This is a genomic window from Streptomyces sp. NBC_00386, from assembly GCF_036063235.1.
Classification (GTDB): Bacteria; Actinomycetota; Actinomycetes; order Streptomycetales; family Streptomycetaceae; genus Streptomyces.
Genome location: NZ_CP107950.1, coordinates 3851659 through 3871442, shown reverse-complemented (window position 1 = coordinate 3871442; position 19784 = coordinate 3851659). Strand labels below are relative to the sequence as shown.

The window sequence follows — 19784 nt, the reverse complement described above, 5'->3', positions numbered from 1 at the left end:
TCACTCCCCGCCCGGCGCTGCAACACCGTCGTTGCCCGTCGTCGGTTTCCAGCTGGCGCTCACGGTGAGGTGGGCTTGGCCGTTGCCGCCGACGATCCCGAGCTTGAGGTCCTGTCCGACCTGGACGCCGAAGGTCACGCTCAGTTCGGCAGGCGGGTCAGGCGCGGCCGTCACCGCGTCGTGCACCTCTTGGAGCAGTGGACCGAGCGGCCGGAGCGCATGGCGCAGGGTGCCGACCGCGAACGCCGCGACTGCTCCGCCGCCGGAGGCCACGGGGACAGCGGTCCCCATGCCCTCGGGACGGTCTTCGTCCCCGCTCGGGCCGGAGACCGTCACGCCGCGGACGGGAGCGAGGAGGAACCGGACGGGCGTGCCGTCTTCGAACTGTTCCTCGAACTGCGATTCTGTTGAGGTGGACACGGTCAATATTGTGGCCGAGAGAGGCTCCCGGCAGCGGTACATCTGCCCAACTCGGTGGCCAATTCAATGCATTGAGCATCGGTAGGGGGCATTGCCCGTTCTCGGCGGGTCACCCGGCCACCGCCTCCCCGGTGCGCGGAACGGCTTCGTCCTGCCGGAACCCGCATGCTGCTGTCCGGGTCAGGGATTCCGGCCGACCGGGGGCGGAGAGGCGTACGGAAAGTACGTATCGAACGCATGTGCTTTGTCGGCATAAAAAGGGGTGCTGATGGCGGAAACCTCACTATCGTCGTTACGTACGGTCCGCCGGGGGGCAAGGGCGCGGCAGGGGTTCGGCGGGAAGCGCGCCGAGATCGGGCCGTCGGGTGGGGCCGACGGGGAGCGGGGGTGACGGGATGGCGCAGCGATGGGACGCGGACCGTCGGCAATGGGTCGACGACGGTACGGGCCGGACGGACGGGGTCCAGGACGGTGTGGACGCCGGCGGAGCGCCGCCGGCCGGGGACCAGTGGTGGGCGGCGGCCACGCAGGCGGGTCCGCCGCGGCCTGACGCCTATCCGCCCGCGGGCTCCGCGCCGCCACAGCCGCCGCACGGGCAGCAGCAGCAATGGATCCAGTCCCAGCAGCAGGCCCAGGCCGCCTGGTCGCACCAGCAGTCCCAGCCGCAGACATGGCCCGGCGGCGTCGTGCCGCCCGGGGGCGGTGGCCGGCCGCCGGGGTCCGGTGACTCGCGGCGGCTGCTCCTGGTGATCGTGGCCGTGGCCGTGTTGGCGGGCGGTGTGGGCGGCGGACTGTGGGCGTTGACCCGGGGCGACTCGGCGAGGCATCCGGGCGCGCACCCCTCCACTCCCTCGGTCACCGTCACGGCGTCGCAGCCCGGCTCGGTCCCGGAGACCTCGAACGGCTCCGGCGGCGAGGGCGTGTACACCGCCCCGGCCGTGACCACCGCCCCGGCACCGGCTCCCGGGTACAGCCGCTCGGTCGATCCGGTCGGCTACACCGTGGACGTGCCGGACGGCTGGGCGCGCGAGGAGAAGCAGGGCAAGCTGGCGCCCGTCGTCACCTACACGGCGCCCGACGGAAACCGCAGGCTCCTGGTGTTCGAGATCATGGAACCCTCGGCGGCGGAATCCTCGGCGCAGGCCGAGAGCATCGCGCGGGGGGCCAAGGACTACCAGTACCTGGACCGGCGGACCGGCACCGGCTGGACGGAGTTCAGCTACAGCTACTACGACAAGCGGTACGGAGCCACCCAGACCGTCGACCACCGTTTCCAGGCCGCCGACGGCACTCCGTACGCCATCGTCGCGAGCGGTCCGCCGGGCGCGGACATGTCCGGGCAGCTCGCGACGGCCGTGAACTCCTTCTGCCCGACCGGGGCCGCCTGCACGAACGCCGCCTGACGCCGACCAACCAGCCGCCGCTAGCGCGCGAGAGGTTCCTGGCCGGCTGCGGGCAGCCGCTTCTCGAACCAGTGCGCCGCGTAGACGTTGTCGTCGTAGCGCGGGATCTCCGTGTATCCGCACGCCCGGTACATCTGCTGGGCCTCGGTGAGCGCGGCGTGCGTGTCGAGGCGTACGACGGTGAACCCGCGCTCCGCGGCCCGCTGTTCGAGGCCGTCGAGGATGCGGCGCCCGAGGCCCAGCCGACGGGCCCCGGGGTCCACCCACACATGGCGGATCTCGCCCGCCCCCGGGCCGAGACGGCGCAGTGCGCCGCAGCCCACGGGGCGGCCCTCCTCGTAGGCGACGAGGAAGGCGCCCGCGTCGCCCGACACCTCGTGGGGCCGGACGAGGGTGGCGGGGTCGAAGCCCTCGGGGAACCGCTCGTCGATGTCGGCCGCGTAAGCGTCGAGGCAGGCGCGGGCGTCGGGGGAGGCGCCGTCGACCGTCTCGACGGTGATCGCGGCGAGCCGGAGCAGCCGGTGCGCGGTGTCCAGGGCCGTGGTCAGTTCCGCCCGCCGGGGAGCGTCGAGACCGCTGAGCAGTCCCGCGGCGAGTGCGTCGGCCAGCCGGTTCTGCTCCTTGATCTCGGCCCGCCCGGCGGCCGTGAGGTCGGCGACCCGCAGTCGGCTGTCACCGGGATGGACGCTCAACCGGACGAGGCCCTGCGTCTCCAGTGCCCGCACCATCCGGCTCAGGTACCCGGCGTCCAGCCCGAGTCTGGCCCGCAGTTCGCGCAGGGAGGTTCCCGTCCCGCCGATCTCGAACAGCAGCCGGGCCTCGCCGAGCGGGCGGTCCTGGCCGAGGTAGTGGTCGTCGAGGGCTCCGATGCGCCGCGTGAAGTAGCGGTTGAACCGCCGCAGCGCCGTCACCTGGTCCGCTGACACTGGCTCCATCTTCCTTCGGCTCTCTGTCCGGCTCGGTCCATGGCTGCCTCTTTCCTTGACTTTAGTCAAAGGAAAGAGCGGCTGTCCATCGGTGCCCGCGTCCCACCTTGTCGCTTTTCGGGGGATTTTTCAGTGACCCGGCGCACTTCGGGTGACGGATCGCGCATGTGGCCGGGGCGGAGGGGCAGGTGCTCACAGCTCACGGGGGCGACACCCGCGTGACGCAGGGGGATCGAACAGGAACGGAAGGCAACACCGACCATGGCCGGACAGCAGGCAGAACAGACCATCCACGTGGGCGGCGAGTGGCGCGCGGCGCTCTCCGGCGCGACGCGCGAGATCCTCGACCCCGCCGATGCCGAGCCGTTCGCCGTGGTCGCGGAAGGGGACGAGAAGGACGCGGACCTCGCGGTCGCCGCCGCGCGCCGCGCCTTCGACGAGGGGCCCTGGCCGCGGACCCCCGTCACCGAACGCGCCGCCCTGCTGCGCCGCGTGGCCGGCCTCCTCGTCCGCGACCGCGAGGAACTCGGGCTGCTCGAAAGCCGTGACGCGGGCAAGACCCTGGAAGAGGGGCGCATCGACATCGACTGTGTCGCCGACGCCTTCCGCTACTTCACCGACCTCGTGGTGGGGGAGGGCGGCGGCCGCGTCGTGGACGCCGGTTCGTCCGACGTCCACAGCGTCGTCGTGCACGAGCCCGTCGGTGTGTGCGCCCTGATCACCCCCTGGAACTATCCGCTGCTGCAGGCCAGTTGGAAGATCGCTCCGGCCCTCGCCGCCGGCAACACCTTCGTGGTCAAGCCGAGCGAGATCACCCCGCTGACGACCGTCGCCCTGCTCCGGCTGCTGGCCGAGGCGGGCCTCCCCGACGGTGTCGCGGGGCTCGTCACCGGCCCCGGGCACACCGTCGGCGCCCGCCTCGCCGAGCACCCCGACGTCGACCTCGTCTCCTTCACCGGCGGCCTGGCCAGCGGTACGAAGGTGGCGCGCGCCGCCGCCGACACGGTCAAGAAGGTCGCGCTCGAACTCGGCGGCAAGAACCCCAACATCGTCTTCGCCGACGCCTGTGCCACCGAGGAGGGCTTCGACACCGCTGTCGACCAGGCCCTCAACGCCGCCTTCATCCACAGCGGTCAGGTGTGCTCGGCCGGTTCGCGGCTCATCGTCGAGGAGACGGTGCGCGAACGCTTCGTCGCCGAACTCGCCCGCAGAGCGTCCGCGATCCGCCTCGGCCGCGGCACCGAGGACGGTGTCGAGTGCGGCCCGCTGGTCTCCGAGCAGCAGCGCGCGAAGACCGAGGCGTACGTCGCCTCCGCGCTGGCCGAGGGCGCGGTCCTGCGGGCCGGCGGCAAGCGGCCCGAGCCGTCCGAAGTCCGGCCCGCCGGCGGCTGGTTCTACGAGCCGACCGTGCTCGACCAGTGCCACCGCGGGATGCGGGTCGTCCGCGAGGAGGTCTTCGGGCCCGTTCTGACCGTGGAGACGTTCGCCACCGAGAGCGAGGCCGTCGCGCTCGCCAACGACACCGAGTACGGCCTCGCGGGCGCCGTCTGGACCGCCGACGCCGGCCGCGCCCGCCGTGTCGCGGGGCGGCTGCGTCACGGCACCGTCTGGATCAACGACTTCCACCCCTACCTCCCGCAGGCGGAGTGGGGCGGCTTCGGCCGCAGCGGCGTCGGGCGTGAACTCGGCCCCGCCGGACTGGCCGAGTACCGCGAGACCAAGCACATCTACCAGAACCTCGCGCCCGCGCCCGTCCGCTGGTTCGCCGGCTGACTCCGGTACCCGGCAAGAACCCCCCTTTCACGGCCTTTTGGAGCACCCCTTCATGTCCCAGCACGAGAACACGTACGACTACGTCGTCATCGGCGGCGGTACGGCGGGCTCCGTGATCGCGTCCCGCCTCACCGAGAACCCGGATGTCAGCGTCGCCGTCATCGAGGGCGGCCCCAGCGACGTGGGACGCGAGGACGTCCTCACCCTGCGCCGCTGGATGGGCCTGCTCGGCGGGGAACTCGACTACGACTACCCGACCACCGAACAGCCGCGCGGCAACTCGCACATCCGGCACAGCCGCGCCCGGGTGCTCGGCGGGTGTTCGTCGCACAACACGCTGATCGCGTTCAAGCCGCTGCCGTCCGACTGGGACGAGTGGGAGGCGGCCGGCGCCAAGGACTGGGGCGCGGTGCCGATGGAGGCGTACTGGACGCGGCTCCTGAACAACATCGTCCCGGTCGACGCGAAGGACCGGAACGCCATAGCGAGGGACTTCGTGGACGCCGCGCGGTCCGCTCTCGGCGTGCCGCTGGTCGAGGGCTTCAACCGGCAGCCGTTCACCGAGGGCGTCGGCTTCTTCGACCTCGCCTACCACCCGGAGGACAACAAGCGGTCGAGCGCCTCGGTGGCGTATCTGCACCCCGTGATGGACGAGCGGCCCAACCTGACGCTCCTGCTGGAGACATGGGCGTACAAGCTGGAACTGGACGGAAAGCGCGTCACGGGCGTCCACGTCCGCACGAAGGACGACGAGGAGGTTCTCGTCCGCGCGCGCCACGAGGTCCTGCTCTGTGCGGGCGCCGTCGACTCGCCGAGGCTGCTGCTGCACTCCGGCATCGGTCCCGCCGGTGACCTGGAGGAGCTGGACATCCCCGTCGTCCACGATCTGCCGGGCGTCGGCGAGAACCTGCTCGACCACCCCGAGTCGGTGATCGTCTGGGAGACGAACGGACCGATCCCGGAGAACTCGGCGATGGACTCCGACGCGGGCCTGTTCGTGCGCCGCGACCCCGAACAGCCGGGCCCCGACCTGATGTTCCACTTCTACCAGATCCCCTTCACGGACAACCCGGAGCGCATCGGCTACGAACGTCCCGCGCACGGCGTCTCGATGACCCCCAACATCCCCAAGCCGCGCAGCCGCGGCCGCCTCTACCTCACCAGCGCCGACCCGACCGTCAAACCCGCCCTCGACTTCCGGTACTTCACGGACGAGGACGACCACGACGGCCGCACCCTCGTCGACGGCATCAGGATCGCCCGTGAGATCGCCGCGGCCGAACCGCTCGCCGGCTGGCTCAAGCGCGAGGTGTGCCCCGGACCCGATGTCACCGGTGACGAGGAGCTGAGCGCGTACGCACGGCAGGTCGCGCACACCGTGTACCACCCGGCGGGCACCTGCCGGATGGGCGAGCTCTCGGACGAACTCGCGGTGGTGGACCCCGAACTGCGCGTCCGCGGACTCGACGGCATCCGGATCGCCGATGCCTCGGTGTTCCCGGCCATGCCCGCCGTGAACCCGATGGTCGGGGTGCTCATGGTCGGGGAGAAGGCCGCCGACCTGATCGGGGGTGGCGCGCGATGAACACGCCCACCGGCACCCCGAACGCGACGAACACGCCTGTCGGCGCCCCGAGCGCGACCGCCACGGCCGGCCCCGTCTTCTCCGTACGCGGCCTGTGGAAGGTGTTCGGCCCCAACGCCGACCGCGTTCCCGGCGACCCCGGACTCGCCTCCCTCGACGCCGCCGCGCTGCGGGCCGCCACCGGCTGCACCGCCGCCGTCCGTGACGTCGGCTTCGACGTGCGCAAGGGCGAGGTGTTCGTCGTCATGGGCCTGTCCGGTTCGGGCAAGTCCACCCTGGTGCGCTGTCTCACCCGGCTGATCGAACCCACCTCGGGCAGTCTCGCGATCGACGGCGAGGACGTCCTCGCGATGGACAAGGGCCGGCTGCGCGAACTGCGCCGCCACCGCGCCGCCATGGTCTTCCAGCACTTCGGCCTGCTGCCGCACCGCACCGTCCTCGACAACGTCGCCTACGGCCTGGAGATCCAGGGCGTTTCGCGCGAGGAACGCCGGGCGAGGGCCGCCGAGGTCGTCGCCAAGGTCGGCCTGGAGGGCCTGGAGCAGCGCAGACCGGGCGAGCTGTCCGGCGGCCAGCAGCAGCGCGTCGGGCTGGCCCGCGCGCTCGCCGTCGACCCCGAGGTCCTGCTGTTCGACGAGCCGTTCAGCGCGCTCGACCCGATGATCCGGCGTGACATGCAGGAGGAGGTCGTCCGGCTGCACCGCGAGGAGGGCCGCACGATGGTCTTCATCACCCACGACCTGACCGAGGCCCTGCGCCTCGGCGACCGCATCGCCCTGATGCGCGACGGGCGGATCGTCCAGCTCGGTACCCCCGAGGAGATCGTCGGCTCCCCGGCCGACGCCTACGTCCGCGAGTTCGTCCGCGACGTGCCCCGCCAGCAGGTCATGACCGTACGCACGGCCATGCGGCCCGGGGACTGCGGCGGGCCGGACCACCCCGGCTCCCTCACCCCCGACACCGTGGTCGCCGACGCCATCAGGACCGTGTCCGGCAGCGGGCGCGCCGCCTGCGTGGTCCAGGACGGCCGCTGCCTCGGTGTCGTCGACCACGAGCGGCTGCTCGCCGTCGTCGCCGGAGCGGACCCGCGTGCCGGAGCGGACCCGCGCGCGGAAGCGGACCCACGTGCCGGGGCGGGCCCGCGGAAGGAGGCGGTGTGATGGCCGCAGTCACCGCGTCCGCTCCCCGTACCGTCCTGCCCGCCCGGCTGCGGCACCCCGCCGTCGGCAAGCTCGTGCTGCTCGCCGTCCTCGCGGCGGTGCTCGTGCCCCTCGCCGACGCCCGCTGGTCCAGCGGAAGCTGGCCGCACGCCCTGACCGTCGACCTGACCGGACCGCTCGGCAGGGCCGGCGACTGGATCATCGACAACCGCGACAGCCACCCGCTGTTCCTGTACTTCTTCGGCTACGTCAGCAACGCCGTCGTCCTCTCCGTACGCGCCGTCTATCTGCTGCTCCTCGCGGGCGGCTGGGCCGGAGTGACCGCCCTGGCCGCCCTCGGGGCCTGGCGGGCCGCCGGGGTGCGGCAGGCCCTCGGCACCGGCGCCGCGTTCCTCGTCTGCGGACTGCTCGGCATGTGGGTACCCACCCTGCAGACGCTGGCGGTCATGGTCGTCGCCGTGCTCGCCTCCGTCGCGCTGGGCGTGCTGCTCGGCCTCGCCGCCGGGCTCTCCGACCGCACCCACCGCGCACTGCGCCCCGTCCTCGACACCATGCAGGTGCTTCCGGCGTTCGCGTACCTGCTGCCCGTCGTGCTGGTCTTCGGCATCGGCGTTCCCGCGGCCGTGCTCGCCACCGTCGTCTACGCCGCCCCGCCCATGGCCCGTCTCACCGCGCTCGGCCTGCGCGACGCGGACGAGGGCGTGATGGAGGCCGTCGCCTCGCTCGGTGCCACGGCCCGCCAGCGCCTGTTCACCGCCCGCCTCCCGCTGGCCCGCAGGGAACTCCTCCTCGGCCTCAACCAGACGATCATGATGGCGCTGTCCATGGCCGTCATCGCCTCCGTGATCGGTGCCGGTGGTCTCGGCGACCGCGTCTACCAGGCCCTCGCCTCCGTGGACGTGGGTGCCGCACTCGCCGCCGGAATCCCGATCGTGCTCCTCGCGGTCGTCCTCGACCGGGTCACGGCCGCGGCGGGTGAGCGGCTCGGGGCGGCCCGCGAGAACACCTCCCGGCTGTACGGGGCGCTCGCCGCCCTGGCCGTCCTCGCCGTCGTGCTCACCGGCCGCCTCGCGGGCCGGACGGAATGGCCCGACGCGTGGGCGGTGAACATCGCCGAGCCGGTGAACAGCACCGTCGACTGGATGACCGGCCACCTGTACTCGGGCGTCCCGTACATCGGCGGCACCGCCGACTGGGCGGGCCACTTCACCACCTGGGTCCTCGACCCGCTCCGGGACGGACTCCAGGGGCTGCCGTGGTGGGCCGTGCTGCTGGCCGTCGCCGCCCTGGCCTGGCTGATCGGCACCTGGCGCACCGCCCTGACCGCCGTCCTCGCGATGGCCGCGATCGGCGTGCTCGGCGTGTGGAAGCCGTCCCTCGACACGCTGTCGCAGGTCCTCGCGGCCGTCGCCGTGACCCTCGTGACCGGCTTCGCCGTCGGCGTCGCGGCAGCCCGCAGCGAACGCTTCGAGCGCCTGCTCCGGCCGGTCCTCGACGTCTGCCAGACCATGCCGCAGTTCGTCTACCTCATCCCCGTGGTCGCGCTGTTCGGCGTCGGCCGCGCACCCGCCGTCGCCGCCGCGGTCGTCTACGCGCTGCCCGCCGTGGTCCGCATCACCACCCAGGGGCTCCGCGCCGTCGACCCGGCCGCGCTGGAGGCCGCCCGCTCCCTCGGCGCGACCCCGGCGCAGCAACTGCGCCAGGTCCAGCTTCCGCTGGCGCGGCCCGCGCTGCTGCTGGCCGTCAACCAGGGCGTCGTCCTGGTCCTCGCCGTCGTCATCATCGGCGGCCTGGTCGGCGGTGGCGCCCTCGGCTACGACGTCGTGTTCGGCCTCGCCCAGGGCGATCTGGCCACCGGCCTGGTCGCGGGCGCCGCGATCGTCTGCCTCGGCCTGATGCTCGACCGGGTGACCCAGCCGACCGGACGCCGCGTGAAGAAGGGAGCCTGACATGCGAGTTCGTACGACATCCGCGGTGGCCGGCGCCTCGGCCCTGCTGCTGCTCACCGGCTGCGGCGCCGCCGACATGACCAAGCAGGCCTCGCCCTTCGCGAACGCCCAGGGCGCGAAGACGGTGACCCTGTCCGTGCAGTCCTGGGTCGGCGCCCAGGCCAATGTGGGCGTGGCGCGGTACCTGCTCGAACACGAGCTGGGCTACCGCGTCGACACCGTCCAGGTCGACGAGGTGCCCGCCTGGGACGCGCTCAGCCAGGGCCGCGTCGACGCGATCCTGGAGGACTGGGGCCACCCCGACCAGGAGAAGCGCTACGTCGAGGACAAGAGGACGATCGCGCCCGGCGGCGACCTGGGAGTGACCGGGCACATCGGCTGGTACGTCCCGACGTACTTCGCGAAGCGGCACCCCGACGTGACCGACTGGAAGAACCTCGGCAAGTACGCCGATCAGATGCGTACGCCCGAGAGCGGCGGCAAGGGACAGCTCCTCGACGGCTCCCCGTCGTACGTCACCAACGACAAGGCGCTGGTGACCAACCTGAAGCTGGACTACCAGGTGGTGTTCGCCGGTTCGGAGGCCGCGCAGATCACGCAGATGAAGCAGTTCGCGAAGGAGGGGAAGCCCTTCCTCACGTACTGGTACTCCCCGCAGTGGCTCTTCGAGAAGATCCCCATGACCGAGGTGAAGCTGCCCGCCTACAAGGAGGGCTGCGACGCCGACGCGGCGAAGGTCGCCTGCGCCTACCCGCACACCCCGCTGAAGAAGTACCTGAACGCCGACTTCGCGAGGACCGGTGGCAGGGCGGCCGCCTTCCTGAAGAACTTCAAGTGGACCACCGAGGACCAGAACGAGGTCTCCCTGATGATCGCCAACGACAAGCTGACGCCCCAGGAGGCGGCGAGGAAATGGGCGGACCGCCACCGGTCGACCTGGCGGTCGTGGCTGCCCTCGTGACGGTCGCCGTGACGGGTCACGGTGCGGCCGGCGCAAATTCACCGCACCGTGACGGGCCACCGTGCGGTTAGCGCAGCTTCGCCGCCAAGTCCCCCAGCGCCTCGGCCGCCCGGCGTTGCAGCCCGGGACCGAACGTGACCCGTGTGGCGCCCAGTTCACCCAGTTCGGCGGGAGACGTCCCGTCGAGCCGGGCGAACGCGTTCAGGGGCCCCTGGACACCGGACCGCAGCAGCGGGAGCACCTCCGTCGGGGCCCCGATCGGATACACGCAGTCCGCGCCCGCCGCGACGTACAGCGCGGCCCGGCCGATGGCCTGCCCGGGATCACCGTCCCCGTACGCGAAGACGTCGACGCGGGCGTTCACGAACAGCAGGTCCGCCGCCGCGCTCCGCACCTCGGCCAGCCAGTCGGCGTGCCGGGCCGCGTCCTTGAGGACCCCGCCCTCGGAGTCCTCGAGGTTGCAGCCCACGGCCCCCGCCTCCAGCAGTCGTTCCACCAGCTCCCGGGGCGCCAGCCCGTAGCCGCCCTCGACGTCCGCCGACACCGGCACGTCGACCGCACGGGCGATCCGCGCGACGGCGGCGAACATCTCGGCGGCGGGCGTCTCCCCGTCCGCGTACCCCAGCGACGCGGCCACCCCTGCGCTGGGCGTGGCCAGCGCCGGGAACCCCGCGTCCGCGAACACCCGGGCGCTCGCCGCGTCCCAGGGCCCGGGCAGCACCAGCGGATCGCCCGGCACCCGCCCGTGGTGCAGCGCCCGGAACCGCTCGGCCCCGCCCGCCACCGGATGCTCCCCGCCCGCGGCCGGCCGAGCCGTCACTTGTGCCCGCCCGGCCGGTAGTGGCCGGGCACCATGCGGCAGGTCACGGCGAACCGGTTCCAGGCGTTGATCATCGTGATCGAGGCGATCAGCTGGACCAGGTCGGCCTCCTCGAAGTGCCGGGCCGCGCGCCCGTACACCTCGTCCGGCACGAAGCCGTCCGTCAGGACCGTGACGCCCTCGGTCAGCTCGATCGCCGCGATCTCCCTCTCCGTGTAGAAGTGCCGCGACTCCTCCCACGCGCCGAGCTGCACGATCCGCTCCACGCTCTCGCCCGCCGCGAGCGCGTCCTTGGTGTGCATGTCCAGGCAGAACGCGCAGTGGTTGAGCTGCGAGGCACGGATCTTCACCAGTTCGAGGAGCGTGGGGTCCACCCCGCGCCGGGCCGCCGCGTCGAGCCTGACCATCGCCTTGTAGACATCGGGGGCGAGCTCGGCCCAGGCGAGCCGGGGCGAGTGTTCGGGCGCGTACGGCGCGGTTCCGGCGGCGGGCGCCGCGGAAGCCGGGGAAGTGGAGCCGGCGGGGGTCGCCGGGGCTGTCGGGGTGTGCCGGGTGGTCATGTCCTGCGTCGTCATGCCATCGACCCTACGAAGGGAATAGCCCAGGGGTATGGTCCATTCCCATGGGGAAAACGTGGGCCACTCTGGGTGTCGACCTCCATGTCGAGCCGACCGGGTCCGGTATCCGCAAGGGGCTGACGGAAGCGCTGCGCGAGGCCGTCCGCAGCGGCCGGCTGGCCCCCGGGACCCGTCTCCCGTCCTCCCGCTCGCTCGCCGTCGACCTCGGCGTCGCCCGCAACACGGTCGCCGAGTCCTACGCCGACCTCGTCGCCGAGGGCTGGCTCACCGCACGCCAGGGCTCGGGCACCCGGGTCGCCGAGCGGAGCGTCGTACGACCGGCGCCCCAGGCCGCGCCGCGCCGCCGCGAACAGGCCCGTCCCGCCTACGACCTCGTCCCCGGCCGCCCCGACCTCGCGTCCTTCCCGCGCGCCGCCTGGCTCAAGGCGGCCCGCCGCGCCCTGACCCGCGCCCCGCACGAGGCCCTCGGCTACGGCGATCCACGCGGCCGCCCCGAACTGCGCACCGCCCTCGCGGGCTACCTCTCCCGCGCCCGGGGCGTCCGCGCCGACCCGGAGCGCATCGTGGTCTGCTCCGGCTTCTCGGACGGCCTCACCCTGCTCGGCGCGGTCCTGCGCCGCCGGGGGCTCCGCTCGGTCGCCGTGGAGTCGTACGGGCTGGACGTGCACTGGACGCTCCTGCACCGGTCGGGCCTGCGCACGGTCCCCCTGCCGGTCGACGAACTCGGCACCGACACGCGGGACATGACGGGCGTGCGGGCCGTACTCCTCACCCCCGCCCACCAGTTCCCGACAGGTGTGCCGCTGCACCCGGACCGCCGGGCCGCCGTCATCGCCTGGGCCCGCCGCACCGGCGGGCTCGTCCTGGACGACGACTACGACGGCGAGTTCCGCTACGACCGGCAGCCCGTCGGCGCGCTGCAGGGACTGGACCCCGGCCACGTGGTCCATCTGGGCACCGCCAGCAAGTCCCTGGCCCCCGCGCTGCGCCTCGGCTGGCTCGTCCTGCCGCCGTCGCTCGTGGACGAGGTCGTCTCCCTGAAGGGGGAGGGAGGCTGGTCCACCGGGGCACTGGACCAGCTGACCCTGGCGGAGTTCATCACCTCCGGCGCCTACGACCGTCACGTCCGCGCCGCCCGCCTGCGCTACCGGCGCCGCCGGGACGCTCTCGTCGCGGCGCTCGCCACCCGCGCGCCCGACGTGCACGCCACCGGCATCGCCGCCGGACTCCACGCCGTGCTCCGTCTCCCGCCCGGCACTGAGCGGTCGGTCGTCCAGGCCGCCGCGTTCCAGGGCCTGGCCGTCCACGGCCTCTCCCACCACCGACACCCGGAAGCGGTCGGCCCGCACCAGGACGCCCTGGTCGTCGGCTACGGCACCCCGCCGGACCACGCCTGGTCGGGCGCCCTGGACGCCCTGTGCCGGGCACTTCCTTGAAGGAGCCTTGTCCGAGCCGGTTCCTGAGGGAGCCGTCAGGTTCCTTCAGGTTGCATCAGGGTTCACCAGGTTCCGGCAGCGTCCATCAGGGTCCGTCGGATTCCGGCAACGTCCGTCAAGGTCCGTCGGGTTCCGGCAGCGGCCATCCGGGTCGATGAGAGGCCGTGCCGTTTCACGACGACGCCGGCACGGACGTCTTCGTGGCCGGCGCCTCGCCGAACCGCGCGAGCGCCAGGGCCCCCGCCACCGCCACCGCGAAACCGAGGACCGCCAGCCAGGTCAACCCCTCGCGGGTACGGTCGCCCAGCCACACCACGCCCACCAGCGCGGGTCCGATGGTCTCCCCGATGACCAGCCCGGCGGTGGCCGTCGTGACCGAACCCCGTTCCAGGGCCGTGGTGAGCAGCAGGAACGCCGCACCGCCGCCGATCAGCAGCGCGTACGTCGCCGGATTGGCCAGCAGCGTCCCCGGATCGAGGTCGGCGATCAGCCGCACCGCCACCTCGACCACCCCGAACCCGAACCCCGAGCCGAGTCCCAGCGCGAGTGCCCGCCCCCGGTCGGGCAGCCGTCCGCCGACGAGGGCCAGCGCCAGGACGGCCACGGACGTCCCCAGCGTCGCGTACTTCAGTGCCAGGGACCCCGTCCGGTCGCCCTCCGCGCCGGACGCCAGCCCCAGCATCGCGAGACCGGCGCACACCACCGCCACCGCGCCCCACTCGACCCCGCTGAGCCGCACATGGAGCAGCCGCGAGGCGACCACCGCGGTGACGGCCAGGCTCGCCGCGAGGGCCGCGCCGACGGCGTAGATCGGAAGCGCCCGCAGCGCGATGATCTGCAGCAGGAACCCGACGCCGTCGAGGCCCAGTCCCGCCAGATAGCGCCACTGCCGCAGCGCCCGCATCAGCAGGACCGCCGCGCCGCCGGCCCCGCCGCCCGTCCCGCCCTCGCCCGCGGCCCGTGCGGCCATCGCCTGGAGAACCGTCGCCGTACCGAAACAGACCGAGGCACCAAGGGCGCACATCATTCCAAAGAGCACGAAGCGACTGTAGGGGACGGCACATCGCCGGGGGCCGTCGTGGACACATCGCGCGGGATCTCTAATCTGTCATCTTCAATCAAAAATGGTCGGCAGAGATCAAACGGGGGAACGAACATGGCAGACGTACGGCGCCAGCTGCGCTCGGGCACGGTCGTCCTCGGCGGCATGGGACTTCTCGCGGCGACGCTCACCGCCTGCTCCTCGGAGCCCGACAAGCGCTGCGTCGACCGCGACAGCTACAACCGCGGCAAGGGCTACGAGGTCGTCGCCGACAAGTACTGCAAGTCCTCCACGAGCACGTATCACGTCGGCTGGTACTACGGCGGCGACAAGAAGAGCAACCGGGTCGAGGGCGGTTCCTTCGTCAGGCCCAGCGGCTCCGGGGGTTCCGGCGGTTCGGGCGGCGGCGTCCACCGCGGCGGCTTCGGCGGCGGCAAGGGCGGCTCCGGCGGCTGACCCGCGGTCCCGCGGCCGGAGCGCGTGCTCCGGCCCCCGGCCCGCCGCCGAGACGGAGAACCCACCCGCCCGCCGAGACGGAGAACCCCGCACCCCATGGAACGCCGCACCATCACCCCCCGCCCCGGCTGGCAGCAGACCGTCGAGCGGCAGGGGCTGATCTACCCGCTCACCCGCCACCCCGACGACTCCCTGCGCCCCTACTGGGACGAGAGCGCCTACTACGCCTTCTCGCTGCCCGAGGTGGAGGCGCTGGAGGAGGTCGTCGAGGAACTGCACGCCATGTGCCTGACGGCCGCCGGTCACATCGTCGAGCGGGGGCGCTTCGCCGACCTCGGCATCGACGACCCCCGGGTCGTGGCGGCCGTCTCCGAGGCCTGGCACCGGCGTGGCGAGCTCCCCTCCGTCTACGGCCGTTTCGACCTCCGCTACGACGGAACGGGCCCGGCGAAACTCCTCGAGTACAACGCCGACACGCCGACCTCGCTGGTCGAGGCCGCCGGCCCGCAGTGGTTCTGGATGGAGGACCGCTTCCCCGGCGCCGACCAGTGGAACTCCCTCCACGAACGCCTCGTCGCGGCCTGGAAGAAGCAGGCCGCCCTCCTCCCGCCGGGCAGCCCGCTCCACTTCGCGCACTCCGCCGAGGACGAGCTCGGCGAGGACCTGATGACGGTCGCCTATCTGAAGGAGACCGCGGAGCAGGCGGGACTCGACACGGACTGGATCTCCATGGAGGAGATCGGCTGGGACCCCCTCTCCGGCCGCTTCGTCGACAACCGGCTCGGTTTCATCCGCGCCTGCTTCAAGCTCTATCCCTGGGAGTGGCTCACCACCGACGCGTTCGGCGGCCATGTCCTGGACACCCTCGACAACGGCGGCGGCACCGGTACGACCCTGTGGATCGAGCCCGCCTGGAAGATGCTCCTCTCCAACAAGGCCGTCCTCGCCGTCCTCTGGGAGCTCTACCCGGACCACCCGAACCTCCTCCCCGCCTACCTCGACGGCCCCCGCGAGCTGGCCCGTACGAACGGCTACGTCGCCAAACCCCTGCTCGGCCGCGAGGGCGCCGGTGTGACGATCCACGAACCCGGCGCCGCCCCCGTCGTACGCGAAGAGGCCTGCTGCTACCAGGAGCTGGCACCGCTCCCGTCCTTCGACGGCAACCGTGTCGTCCTCGGCGCCTGGGTCGTCGAGGACGAGTCGGCGGGCCTCGGCATCCGGGAGTCCTCGGGCCCGATCACGGACGAGTACGCCCGCTTCCTGCCCCACGTGATCCTCTAGGGGTGCCGTTCGCACAGGAGTGCCGTTCGGGGCGCCGTTCGAAGCGTCCGGGGCCGCGGGCGGGTGCCCGGGACGGTCTCCAGGCCGGTCTCTAGGCCCCCAGTACGGCCCGCAGCTGGGCCAGACCCCAGTCCAGGTCCTCCTCGGTGATCACCAGGGGCGGGGCGATCCGGACGGTGACCCCGTGGGTGTCCTTGACGAGGACACCCCGGTCCATCAGCTTCTCCGAGATCTCCCGGCCCGTGCCGTAGGCCGGGGCGATGTCGACGCCCGCCCACAGCCCGCGCCCGCGCACCGCGGTGACATGACCGGAGTCCTTCAACAGACCCAGTTCACGGTGCAGATGCTCACCGAGCTCGGCCGCCCGCCGCTGGTACTCGCCCGACCTCAGCATCGCGATCACCTCCAGGGCCACCGCGCAGGCCAGCGGATTCCCGCCGAAGGTCGACCCGTGCTCCCCGGGCCGGAACACCCCCAGCACCTCCGCGCTCGACACCACCGCCGACACCGGCACCACTCCGCCGCCGAGCGCCTTCCCGAGGACGTACATGTCCGGCACCACACCCTCGTGCTCGCACGCGAACGTACGGCCGGTGCGCCCCAGCCCCGACTGGATCTCGTCCGCGACGAACAGCACGTCGCGCTCCAGCGTCAGCTCCCGCACGGCCGGCAGGTAACCGGCCGGCGGCACCAGCACCCCCGCCTCGCCCTGGATCGGTTCCAGCAGCACGGCCACCGTGTTCTCCGTGACCGCCGACCGCATCGCCGTCAGGTCCCCGTACGGCACGATCTCGAATCCCGGTGTGTACGGGCCGAAGTCGGCCCGCGCCTCCGGGTCCGTCGAGAAACTGATGACCGTCGTCGTGCGCCCGTGGAAGTTGTTGCCCGCGACCACGATCTTCGCCATCTCGGCCGGGACGCCCTTGACCCGGTACCCCCACTTCCGGGCCGTCTTCACCGCCGTCTCCACCGCCTCCGCCCCGGTGTTCATCGGCAGCACCATCTCCATGCCGCACAGCGAGGCCAACTCCCGGCAGAAGTCCGCGAACCGGTCGTGGTGGAACGCCCGCGACGTCAGCGTCACCCGGTCGAGCTGCGCCTTGGCCGCCTCGATCAGCCGCCGGTTGCCGTGGCCGAAGTTCAGTGCCGAGTATCCGGCCAGCATGTCGAGGAAACGGCGCCCCTCGACGTCCGTCATCCAGGCCCCGTCCGCCGTCGCCACGACGACCGGCAGCGGGTGGTAGTTGTGCGCGCTGTGCTCGTCGGCCGAGGCGATGTACGCCTCCGTCGTCTCCCTGGCATCCATGGTGGTCATGGGATCTCCGTTCTCCGGCCTCTTTCCTATCGTCGCTCGCATGGTGGACCGGGGACCCCGGTGATCCGGCGCGCCCGGTAGGCTGACCGGCGGGGCCGTGACTGGCGCGCTGGGATGGGACCGACCATCGGGGAGCGGCACCCGCGCTGTGGCTTCCCCGGGGCGATCCCGGACCTCTGGACGGAGAAGCAGGCCGTCGTGAGGGGCCCGGACCGTCCGGGCGAGGAGTCGTGGCAACCGAGTGCCGTGCGCCTGGGCCGACCCGTGAACGCTGAAAGCAACGTCCGGAGGCCGTCATGCCAGAGCCCCTTTCCACCGAGTCCACCGCCTTCCGCAGCGCCCTCGACGTGATCCGGGCCGTGGAGCCCCGTGTCGCCGACGCCATCGGCCAGGAGATCGCCGACCAGCGCGACATGCTCAAACTGATCGCGTCCGAGAACTACGCCTCCCCGGCCACCCTGCTGGCCATGGGCAACTGGTTCAGCGACAAGTACGCCGAGGGCACCGTCGGCCGCCGCTTCTACGCCGGCTGTCGCAACGTCGACACCGTCGAGGCCCTCGCCGCCGAGCACGCCCGCGAACTGTTCGGCGCCGAGCACGCCTACGCCCAGCCGCACTCCGGCATCGACGCCAACCTCGTCGCCTTCTGGGCCGTCCTCGCCGCCCGCGTGGAGGTCCCGGCTCTCGCCAAGGCCGGCGTCCGCAACGTCAACGACCTCTCCGAGGCCGACTGGGCCGAACTGCGCCAGGCCTTCGGCAACCAGCGCATGCTCGGCATGTCCCTGGACGCCGGCGGCCACCTCACCCACGGCTTCCGCCCGAACATCTCGGGCAAGATGTTCGACCAGCGCTCCTACGGCACCGACCCCGCCACCGGTCTCATCGACTACGAGGCCCTGCGCGCCTCCGCCCGCGAGTTCAAGCCGCTGATCATCGTCGCCGGGTACTCCGCCTACCCCCGTCTGGTGAACTTCCGCGTCATGCGCGAGATCGCCGACGAGGTCGGCGCCACCCTCATGGTCGACATGGCGCACTTCGCGGGCCTGGTCGCGGGCAAGGTCCTGACCGGCGACTTCGACCCGGTCCCGCACGCCCAGATCGTCACCACCACCACGCACAAGTCGCTCCGCGGCCCGCGCGGCGGCATGGTCCTGTGCGACGAGACCCTCGCCGAGCAGGTCGACCGCGGCTGCCCGATGGTCCTCGGCGGCCCGCTTCCCCACGTCATGGCCGCCAAGGCCGTCGCGCTCGCCGAGGCCCGCCGCCCCGAGTTCCGCGACTACGCCCAGGCCGTCGTCGACAACTCCCGCGCCCTGGCCGAGGGCCTGATGCGCCGCGGCGCCACGCTGGTCACCGGCGGCACGGACAACCACCTCAACCTCATCGACGTGGCCTCCTCCTACGGCCTGACCGGTCGCCAGGCCGAGTCGGCCCTGCTCGACTCGGGCATCGTCACCAACCGCAACGCCATCCCCGCCGACCCGAACGGAGCCTGGTACACCTCCGGCATCCGCATCGGCACCCCCGCGCTGACCACCCGTGGTCTCGGCGCGACCGAGATGGACGAGATCGCAGCCCTGATCGACCGCGTCCTCACCGCCACCGAGGCCGGTACCACCGCCAAGGGCGCCCCGTCCAAGGCGCAGCACGTCCTGGACGCGAAGATCTCCGACGAGATCGCCCACCGCGCGAGCGACCTGCTCACCGGCTTCCCGCTCTACCCGGAGATCGACCTCGGCTGACGCACCGCACCGGGGCCGGATCTCTCCGGCCCCGGACCGGGGGCGAGGTCCTAGACCTCGACCAGTTCCTGGCGCGGTTCCCACAGCGGTTCGGCGTTCCCGGCGTTCACGGCGTTCCCGGCGTTCACCTGCCGGACCTTCGCGCGGCGGATGAACCACGTGGCCCCGGCGCCGAGGGCCAGGCCCGCCGCGAGTCCGGGTACCGCCCACACCGCCGGGTCCGGCTCCACCCGGACGGCGGACGCGGCCGACCCGGAGCCGAACAGTTTTCCCTCCTGCGTGAGCTGGCCGAACACCGAGAGCGGCGCCCGGTGCCAGCGGAAGTCGCCGCCCACCAGGTCGGGAGCCAGATCCGACCGCACCCACGGCGCGCCGTCCGCGGTGAGGAACACCTGGTCCTGGCGTTCGATGGCGACGTCACCCCCGGCACCCGTGACTCCCCAGATCACCGTGACCTCAGGAACGGGAAGGTGGCCGTCCGCCCACTCGTCGGGCGTCTTCTTCGGCCCCGTGTACCGGGGGGACAGCAGCCGCCACAGCCGTCCGAAATCCGGATCGCCGCTGTGCAGGGTGGTCGTCCGTCCCGTGTCACCGGCGACGGTCAGGACGATGTCCGGGCTGTCGCCCGAGGAGCCCTGCGCGGCGTACTCCGCGCTCTCCCGGACCGCCGACGCGACCATCGGCGTGTTCGCCGGGGGGCCGGCCAGGGCGGACGGTGCCGCCGACACCACCGCCGCGGCGGTCGCCCCCAACGTCCCCACCACCGTGACCAGTTCACGAAGCCCGCGCATGGAACCCCCAAACGGCCGACGCAGAGCCGGCCCGCACACCGTTGTGCCAATTTCTGGGTGCGCCGAAGGACCCGCCGGGGTTCCCCTCGACGGCGACGTCCGAGCAGCGCTCCGCCCTGCCGAATACGGCTACCTGGGCGGATCGG

The 19784-nt window shown here is 72.5% G+C and carries 17 protein-coding genes; 10 read left to right on the top strand and 7 right to left on the bottom strand.

The features are described 5' to 3' along the window. Window positions 1–420: a CU044_2847 family protein gene (locus OG780_RS16860; RefSeq protein WP_328449063.1), complete on the bottom strand. Its 420-nt coding sequence runs from the start codon at window positions 418–420 to the stop codon at window positions 1–3. 395 nt (window positions 421–815) lie between these two features. On the opposite strand from OG780_RS16860, the gene OG780_RS16855 reads away from it, so the two are divergent. Then, window positions 816–1823 carry a hypothetical protein gene (locus OG780_RS16855; RefSeq protein ID WP_328449061.1) on the top strand — a complete coding sequence of 336 codons (1008 nt, stop codon included), beginning with the start codon at window positions 816–818 and terminating at the stop codon, window positions 1821–1823. 20 nt (window positions 1824–1843) lie between these two features. Here OG780_RS16855 and OG780_RS16850 read toward each other — a convergent pair whose 3' ends face one another. Then, window positions 1844–2758 (bottom strand): bifunctional helix-turn-helix transcriptional regulator/GNAT family N-acetyltransferase, encoded by a 915-nt coding sequence (locus OG780_RS16850; protein ID WP_328449059.1) that lies wholly within the window; start codon window positions 2756–2758, stop codon window positions 1844–1846. A gap of 252 nt (window positions 2759–3010) precedes the next feature. On the opposite strand from OG780_RS16850, the gene OG780_RS16845 reads away from it, so the two are divergent. From OG780_RS16845 to OG780_RS16825, 5 genes are read left to right on the top strand one after another with little or no spacing between them, the layout of a single operon-like run. After that, complete coding sequence (locus tag OG780_RS16845) at window positions 3011–4522, top strand: aldehyde dehydrogenase family protein (protein WP_328449057.1); 1512 nt, start codon at window positions 3011–3013, stop codon at window positions 4520–4522. A gap of 52 nt (window positions 4523–4574) precedes the next feature. After that, window positions 4575–6107 (top strand): GMC family oxidoreductase, encoded by a 1533-nt coding sequence (locus OG780_RS16840; protein ID WP_328449055.1) that lies wholly within the window; start codon window positions 4575–4577, stop codon window positions 6105–6107. Further along, window positions 6104–7267 carry a quaternary amine ABC transporter ATP-binding protein gene (locus tag OG780_RS16835; RefSeq protein WP_328449053.1) on the top strand — a complete coding sequence of 388 codons (1164 nt, stop codon included), beginning with the start codon at window positions 6104–6106 and terminating at the stop codon, window positions 7265–7267. The genes OG780_RS16840 and OG780_RS16835 overlap by 4 nt, the downstream gene beginning before the upstream one ends. Next, entirely contained in the window at window positions 7267–9216 is a 1950-nt protein-coding gene (locus OG780_RS16830) for an ABC transporter permease subunit (protein WP_328449051.1), read from the top strand. The genes OG780_RS16835 and OG780_RS16830 overlap by 1 nt, the downstream gene beginning before the upstream one ends. Window position 9217: 1 nt before the next feature. After that, entirely contained in the window at window positions 9218–10177 is a 960-nt protein-coding gene (locus OG780_RS16825) for an ABC transporter substrate-binding protein (RefSeq protein WP_328449049.1), read from the top strand. 67 nt (window positions 10178–10244) lie between these two features. Here OG780_RS16825 and OG780_RS16820 read toward each other — a convergent pair whose 3' ends face one another. Together OG780_RS16820 and OG780_RS16815 are read right to left on the bottom strand one after the other, a co-directional pair. After that, window positions 10245–10961: an isocitrate lyase/PEP mutase family protein gene (locus OG780_RS16820; protein ID WP_328449048.1), complete on the bottom strand. Its 717-nt coding sequence runs from the start codon at window positions 10959–10961 to the stop codon at window positions 10245–10247. A 32-nt stretch (window positions 10962–10993) separates the two neighbouring features. Next, window positions 10994–11557, bottom strand: a complete 564-nt coding sequence (locus OG780_RS16815; RefSeq protein WP_328458192.1) for a carboxymuconolactone decarboxylase family protein — start codon at window positions 11555–11557, stop codon at window positions 10994–10996. 62 nt (window positions 11558–11619) lie between these two features. Between OG780_RS16815 and pdxR the strand changes: the two genes are divergently transcribed. Then, window positions 11620–13011, top strand: a complete 1392-nt coding sequence (pdxR, locus tag OG780_RS16810) for a MocR-like pyridoxine biosynthesis transcription factor PdxR (protein ID WP_328449047.1) — start codon at window positions 11620–11622, stop codon at window positions 13009–13011. A 172-nt stretch (window positions 13012–13183) separates the two neighbouring features. Here the strand turns inward: pdxR and OG780_RS16805 are convergent, their stop codons facing one another. Continuing rightward, on the bottom strand, window positions 13184–14038 hold the full coding sequence (locus OG780_RS16805; protein WP_326790832.1) for a hypothetical protein: 855 nt from the start codon (window positions 14036–14038) through the stop codon (window positions 13184–13186). A gap of 129 nt (window positions 14039–14167) precedes the next feature. On the opposite strand from OG780_RS16805, the gene OG780_RS16800 reads away from it, so the two are divergent. Together OG780_RS16800 and OG780_RS16795 are read left to right on the top strand one after the other, a co-directional pair. After that, window positions 14168–14509, top strand: coding sequence for a hypothetical protein (locus OG780_RS16800; RefSeq protein WP_328449046.1), 342 nt, complete (start codon window positions 14168–14170; stop codon window positions 14507–14509). Between the two features lie 96 nt (window positions 14510–14605). Further along, window positions 14606–15790, top strand: coding sequence for a glutathionylspermidine synthase family protein (locus tag OG780_RS16795; RefSeq protein WP_328449045.1), 1185 nt, complete (start codon window positions 14606–14608; stop codon window positions 15788–15790). Window positions 15791–15881: 91 nt separating this feature from the next. Here the strand turns inward: OG780_RS16795 and rocD are convergent, their stop codons facing one another. Continuing rightward, complete coding sequence (gene rocD, locus OG780_RS16790) at window positions 15882–17096, bottom strand: ornithine--oxo-acid transaminase (RefSeq protein ID WP_443062320.1); 1215 nt, start codon at window positions 17094–17096, stop codon at window positions 15882–15884. A 305-nt stretch (window positions 17097–17401) separates the two neighbouring features. Here rocD and OG780_RS16785 point away from each other — a divergent pair, with 305 nt between their 5' ends. Next, on the top strand, window positions 17402–18847 hold the full coding sequence (locus OG780_RS16785) for a glycine hydroxymethyltransferase (protein ID WP_328449041.1): 1446 nt from the start codon (window positions 17402–17404) through the stop codon (window positions 18845–18847). Window positions 18848–18897: 50 nt separating this feature from the next. Here OG780_RS16785 and OG780_RS16780 read toward each other — a convergent pair whose 3' ends face one another. Continuing rightward, the gene (locus tag OG780_RS16780) at window positions 18898–19638 is read right to left on the bottom strand and encodes a hypothetical protein (protein ID WP_328449039.1); all 741 of its coding nucleotides are present in this window, start codon (window positions 19636–19638) and stop codon (window positions 18898–18900) included. Window positions 19639–19784 lie beyond the last annotated feature (146 nt).